Below are 6,134 nucleotides of genomic sequence, written 5' to 3' on the forward strand. Positions count from 1 at the left end.
GCGAGGAGCAGGGCCGCGCCGAGAGCGGCCAAGAGCGCGCGGCGCATCAGGCCCTCCCGGGGTGCGGGTGGGTGGGCGCCTCCGGGCGCGGGGGCGCGGCGACCGACGGGCCCAGCGACCGGAGCCAGACGAACCCCGCCGCGGCCATCGCCGCCGTGACCCCCAGCGTGGTCCAGCGATAGAGGAGGAGCGCCCCCACCGCGAACATCAGCCCGAAGACGATCAGGATCCCGGCGAGCACCCGCTGCAGGTCCTTCCCCAGGTCCTGGGCCGGCGGCACCCCGGTGCGCTCCTGGAAGCGGCGCCACCCCGGCCCGCCGGGGCGCACGCGGAGGTAGAACGACTCCAGCTTCTCCTCGCTCTCCGGCTTGGTGAGGTACATGATCGGCACCCAGATCAGCAGCGTGATCCCGGCGGTCACCATCAGCCGCAGTCCGAAGTCCTCGATCTTGAGCGAGTAGATGGGATTATCAATCGAGGTGATGAACCCCACCAGGAACCCGGCCACCATGGACGACAGCTCGGCCCAGGCGTTGATCCGCCACCAGTACCAGCGGAGGATCAGCACCAGCCCGGGGCCGGTCCCCACCGCCAGGATCAGCCGGTACACCGTCCCGATGTCCTGCGCCTGGAAGGCCGCCCACGCCGCGATCACCGTCACCAGCACCGACGACACCCGCGCCGCCGCGACCAGCTCCCGCTGCGAGGCCCCGGGGCGGAGGAAGCGCGCGTACAGGTCGTTGGTCATGTACGACGCGCTCCAGTTGATCAGCGTGGACACGGTGCTCATGAACGCCGCCAGGAGCGAGGCCACCACCAGCCCCAGGAGCCCCGTCGGGAGGAACTCCAGCATCAGCATGGGATAGCCCAGCTCCTTGTCCTCCAGGTCGGGGTAGATGGCGAGCGCCACCAGCGCCACCAGCACCCAGGGCCAGGTGCGCACCACGTAGTGCATGATGTTGAAGAACCAGGCGGCCTTCTCCGCGTCCGCCTCGGTCTTCACCGCGGAAAGGCGCTGGATGAACTCGCCGCCGCCGTCCGAGCGGCGGAAGGCCCACCAGAGCACCGCCACGTACGAGAAGAAGGTGAGCGCGCTGATCCCCGCCGCCTGCGACCACCCCACGAGCTGGTCGCGCCCGAAGGTGAGCGGGGTGAAGGAGAGCGCGTCGAACTCCGTGTGCGCCTGCGCCAGCCGCACCACGTCGTCCAGCCCGCCCACGTGCGACACCGCGAAGACCGCCACCAGGAGGGCGCCCACCAGCGCCAGGAAGAACTGGAAGAAGTCCGTGGCGACCACCCCCCACAGGCCGGAGACGCCGGCGTAGGCCAGCACCAGCACGCTGACCGCCACGACCGCCCACATCTTCCCGTTGTCGCCCACGTCTAGCCCCAGGCTGGGGAAGATCTGCAGCGCGTCCACCGTCTTGACCATCGCCAGCATGGCGTACCCGGTCCCGATGGAGCCGATCACCACCGCGAACAGGAACCCCTTCACCCCGCGCAGCACCGCGGCGGGGCGGCCGCCGTAGCGCAGCTCGGTCAGCTCGTTGTCGGTGACGATCTCGGCGCGCCGCCACAGCCGGGCGAACACGTAGATGAGGATGACGTGCGCGATGGCGTACCCCCACCACTCCCAGTTCCCCGCGATCCCGCGGGTCCCCACAACCCCGGCCACGTAGAGCGGGGTGTCGATGGAGAAGGTGGTGGCGGCCATGGAAGTCCCCGCCAGCCACCAGGGGAGCGAGCGCCCGCCCACGAAGAAGTCCACCAGACTCCCCGACGCCCGGCGCGCCAGGTACACGCCCAGCCCCAGCGTGGCGAACAGGTACACCAGCACGACCACCCAGTCGATCCACCTCACGTCCACCTCCGCCGGTAGGGTGAAGGACGCCCGGCAGCGAAGCACGCGCACCTGCCGGCCGCCCCGCGGTTAGCAAGTTCGGCACCACCACGAAAGCACGCCCGCCGCGGTGCAGGGCGCGGCGGGCGTTCGGTTCCCGGGGAGCGGGCGGTCAGCGGTCCAGCCCCGCCGCGAAGCTGGGGAGCATGTCCGCGGCCCCGGTCAGCCGCGCGGCCACGGCCTCCTGCATCAACGCCTCGCCCCCCCACGCCGCCAGCAGGTTCCGGGCGGTGGGGAGCTCACCGGCCAGGCGCGGGTGGCTGAAGAGGAGCACGGTGGCGTCCGGATGGGCGGAAGTCGCCTCGCGCACCCGCTCCCGCGCCGCCGCGGAGATCCCCGGGCGCCCCTTCCAGGCGCGGATGTCGGAGTAGACCGCCACCAGCGGCGTCCCCTCCTCAGCCAGCTCGGTCCCCGCGGCGCGGAGCGCGGCGGGAAGGGCGTCGCGGGGGTAGGGCGGGTGCGGCCCGCCCAGGTCGTCCTCGACCTCCACCAGCCGCACCGGCCCGGGGGGGAGCGCCGGACGCCCGCGCACCGTGCGCAAGGTGCGGACGGCGGTTTCCAGCGCCCAGCGCCGGTCCTCCTCCCGCCCCCACTCCCCCTCCGGTCCGCCCGCGACGCGCTCCGCCGCCCGCGCGATCCGGCGCAGCGCGTCCTCCACCCGCTCCGCGGCGAGCCTCCCGTCCCCGAGCGCGGCGCGCACCTCCGCCACCACCGCCTCCGCGTCGTCCGGGTAGAGGAGGAGGTCGCACCCGGCCGCCAGGGCGAGCACGGCGGCCTCGCCCTCGCCCATGTCCTCCACCAGCCCCTCCATGATCAGGGCGTCGGTCACCACCAGCCCGTCGAAGCCCATCTCCCGGCGCAGCAGCCCGCCCAGGATGCGGGGGGAGAGGGTGGCGGGGAAGCCCGCCGGCTCCAGCGCCGGGTAGCAGACGTGCGCCGTCATCATCGAGTCCGTCCCCGCCGCCACCGCCGCCCGGAACGGCCGGAGGTCCTGCTCCAGCGCGTCGCGGGGGGCGTCCACGCAGGGGCGCTCGATGTGCGAGTCGCCCACCGTCCGCCCGTGCCCGGGGAAGTGCTTGGCGCAGGAGAGGGCGCCGCCGCGCGCGCAGCCGCGCACCCAGGCGGCCACCTGCGCCGCCACCCGCTCCACCTCGGTGCCGAAGGCGCGGGTCCCGATGATGGGGTTCTCCGTCTCCAGGTCCACGTCCGCCACCGGGGCGTAGATCCAGTTGACCCCCAGCGCCCGCGCCTCGCGCGCCGTGAGCTCCCCGGCGCGCTCCGCCGTTTCCGGCTCGTCCAGCGATCCCAGGGCCGCCGCGGGGGGGAGCGGCGTCGCGCCCCGGAACTGCTGCCCGGCGCCGCGCTCCAGGTCGCTCGCCACCAGCAGGGGGTGCGGGGCGCGGTGGTGCAGCTCGGCGGTGAGGGCGCGGACCGCCTCCGCCTCGCCCCCGAAGAGGATGAAGCCGCCCACGCCCAGGCGGAGGCCCGCCTCCACCTCGCCGCGGCAGTGCTCGAAGCCGGTCTCCGCGCTCCAGCGGAGCGCCGGGAGGAGGAGCCGGGCGAGGTTGTGCGGACCGGTCACGTGTGCTCGGAGCTGGAAGGTCCGGACCGCCTACTCGGGGCGCCGGCGGCGGGGCTGCGGCCGGTTCAACCGCTGCCCCTCGAAGGGGTTGGGGAGGAGGAAGGTGGAGATGTGCTCGCCGCGCAGCACGAAGCCCTCCGGCGTCTCGCCCACCACCATCCACCGCACGGGAGAGGCGTTGGCGTACCGGTCGGCGCGCGCGATGGCGACCAGGGTCCCCAGCGGCTCCGCCGGCCCCTCCGCGAAGGGCGCCACCCGCACCTCGTAGGTAAGCTCCGTCCCGTCCTCCACGCTCCGCCGGGCGGGGAGCTGCTCCACCAGGTAGACGAAGCGGTCGGAGAAGGGGATGGGGCGCGGCGCGACGCCCGGCCCCAGCACCCTCGTGTCGCCGGACTTCAGGTCGCGGACGCGGACCTCCCGCTCCGCCTCGAACACCACCGCCCCGCGGTCCTGCGAGAAGAAGGCGGGGACCACCCCGGCGACCGCCTCCACCTGCTGCGCCAGCGGGACCAGGCGCTCGCCGGGAAGCTGCACCCAGAGCGCGCCGACGCTGACCCCCGCGGGATCGGTCCGGGAGGGGTGGAAGACCACCTGCGCCTCGCCGTCCGGGGCGGTGGTGCGGTACGTCCCGTCCCCCTCCGGCGGGAGGGCGGCCCCGCGCGACTCCGCGAGCGCCACCAGCGCCTTGGCCACGCTGCGCACCTGCGCGTCCTCTTCCTTGCGGATCAGGGCGCGGATCAGCGCCACGTCCTCCACGTCCAGCGCCTGCAGGACGGTGAGGCGCACCTTGCGCGCGGGGTCGGTGATCGCTCCGCGGATCGCGTTGGCCGCCTCCGGCGACTCCGCGGCGAAGCGCTGCAGCCCCTGCACGGCCGCCACGCGGAGGTCCTCGTCCTCGGCGGTGAGGACCACGCGGCGCAGCACCGGCACGGCGGCGGCGGAGCGGCGGTCGGCCAGGAGGAGGAGCGCGTTGGTGCGGACGGTGCCGTCCGCGTTGGGGTTGTCCACCAGCGACACCAGCACCGGCTCGATCTCCGCCCCCATCCGCTCCAGGCGGCCCCGGTCGCGATAGAATCGCGCGGAGGGGCGGTCCTCCGAGAGGATGCTGCGGACCTCGTTGCTGAGCCGCTGCGGCGCGGGGACGGAATGGGGCTGCCCGCGCCAGCACGCGGCGAGCGTAGCCAGCGCGAGGAGGGCCAGGGCCCGGGCGGGGAGGGTGCGGGGAAGGGGCACGGGAGGGGGCTCCTGGGCGGGGTCAGGCCGCCCCGGGGGCGGCGCCCGGGGTGAGGGAGCCGAGCACGCGCGGCCCCGCCGCCCCCGTCGCCGCGGGGACGTTGGCGGGGATCCCGCGCAGGTGCGCCCAGGCGAGGACCGCGAAGGCCACCGCTTCCTTGGCCTCGGGGTCCACCCCGAGCACCTCGCCGCCGACGACTTCCAGGGGATCGAGCAAGGTCCGGATCCTCCTCACCAGGGTCGGGTTGCGTGCCCCCCCTCCCGTCACCACCACCTGCTCCACGCCGCGCGGAACGATCCAGCGGCGGTACGCGTCCGCGATGGAGCGCGCCGTCAGCTCCGTGAGCGTCGCCACCAGGTCCAGCCAGTCGCGGTCACCCTCCGGCTCGGTGGCCGCCACCAGCCGCTCCACGAACGGCCGCCCGAACTCCTCCCGCCCGGTGGACTTGGGCGGCTCGGCGGCGAAGTACGGGTGCCGGAGCAGCTCCTCCAGGAGCGCCTCGTCCACCGTCCCCTGCGCCGCCAGGCGGCCGTCCTGGTCGAACGAGAGCCGCCCGCCGGTCGCCAGCTCCACCGCCGCGTCCATCAGGGCGTTCCCCGGGCCGGTGTCGAACGCGAAGGCGCTTTCTTCGGACGCCCGCGGCGGCACCCAGGTCACGTTGCCGATCCCGCCGACGTTCTGGAGCGCCCGCGCGCTCCCGGGGAGGGAGAAGAGGAGCCGGTCCACCCAGGGGACCAGCGGCGCCCCCTGCCCTCCCGCCGCCATGTCGCGGGTGCGGAAGTCGGAGACCACGGCGATCCCGGTGCGCTCCGCGATGGTGGCCGGGTCGCCGAGCTGGAGGGTGGCGCCGCGCCGCCCGTCCGCCGGGGGACGATGCCACACCGTCTGCCCGTGCGAGCCGACCGCCGCCACCCGCTCGCGCGGGACGCCGGCCTCCTCGCACACGCGCGCCGCCGCCGCGGCCATCCACTCCCCCAGGTCGGTGTGCAGACCGCAGATACGCTCCGCCGATCCGGCAAGGATCGCGCCGTGTACGGCCTCGCGCTGCTCCTCGCCGTACGGCTCGGTGAGCCAGTGCACCAGGCGGAAGCGGACGTCGTCCGCCCCCTCCCCGTCGATCTCCACCAGCGCCGCGTCCACCCCGTCCAGCGAGGTCCCAGACATCAGCCCCACGATCAGCACGCCGTGCCCTCCGCGCGGCTCCTGCCGCGCAGCGCGGCCAGCAGCTCGGAGTCGTCGCGCACCATCCGGGTGAAGAGCTGGTACACCGTCACCGGCCGCCCCGCGGGGTCCGGCGACTCCCACGCCCACACCTCCACCCCGCGCCGCTGCGCCATCGCGAAGGTGCGCATCCGCAGCGATCCGAAGCGCTCGGCCGCGGCGCGCGCGTCCGCGTCGTTTGCGGGCCCGGCCGCCGC

The 6,134-nt window shown here is 74.8% G+C and carries 5 protein-coding genes; all 5 read right to left on the minus strand.

Annotated features, from left to right (window positions below; translation table 11 throughout):
• Positions 1-46: 46 nt before the first annotated feature.
• Entirely contained in the window at positions 47-1,861 is a 1,815-nt protein-coding gene (locus VGR37_06025) for a sodium:solute symporter family protein (protein HEV2146937.1), read from the minus strand.
• A gap of 151 nt (positions 1,862-2,012) precedes the next feature.
• On the minus strand, positions 2,013-3,482 hold the full coding sequence (locus tag VGR37_06030) for a glycoside hydrolase family 3 protein (protein ID HEV2146938.1): 1,470 nt from the start codon (positions 3,480-3,482) through the stop codon (positions 2,013-2,015).
• A gap of 30 nt (positions 3,483-3,512) precedes the next feature.
• Positions 3,513-4,715 (minus strand): HEAT repeat domain-containing protein, encoded by a 1,203-nt coding sequence (locus VGR37_06035; protein HEV2146939.1) that lies wholly within the window; start codon positions 4,713-4,715, stop codon positions 3,513-3,515.
• Between the two features lie 22 nt (positions 4,716-4,737).
• Positions 4,738-5,898, minus strand: a complete 1,161-nt coding sequence (locus VGR37_06040) for an anhydro-N-acetylmuramic acid kinase (GenBank protein HEV2146940.1) — start codon at positions 5,896-5,898, stop codon at positions 4,738-4,740.
• Positions 5,892-6,134: hypothetical protein (locus VGR37_06045; protein HEV2146941.1), on the minus strand; the 243-nt coding region annotated here is incomplete at its 5' end. The genes VGR37_06040 and VGR37_06045, both read right to left, overlap by 7 nt.

This window comes from Longimicrobiaceae bacterium, from assembly GCA_035936415.1.
Taxonomy (GTDB): domain Bacteria; phylum Gemmatimonadota; class Gemmatimonadetes; order Longimicrobiales; family Longimicrobiaceae; genus JAFAYN01.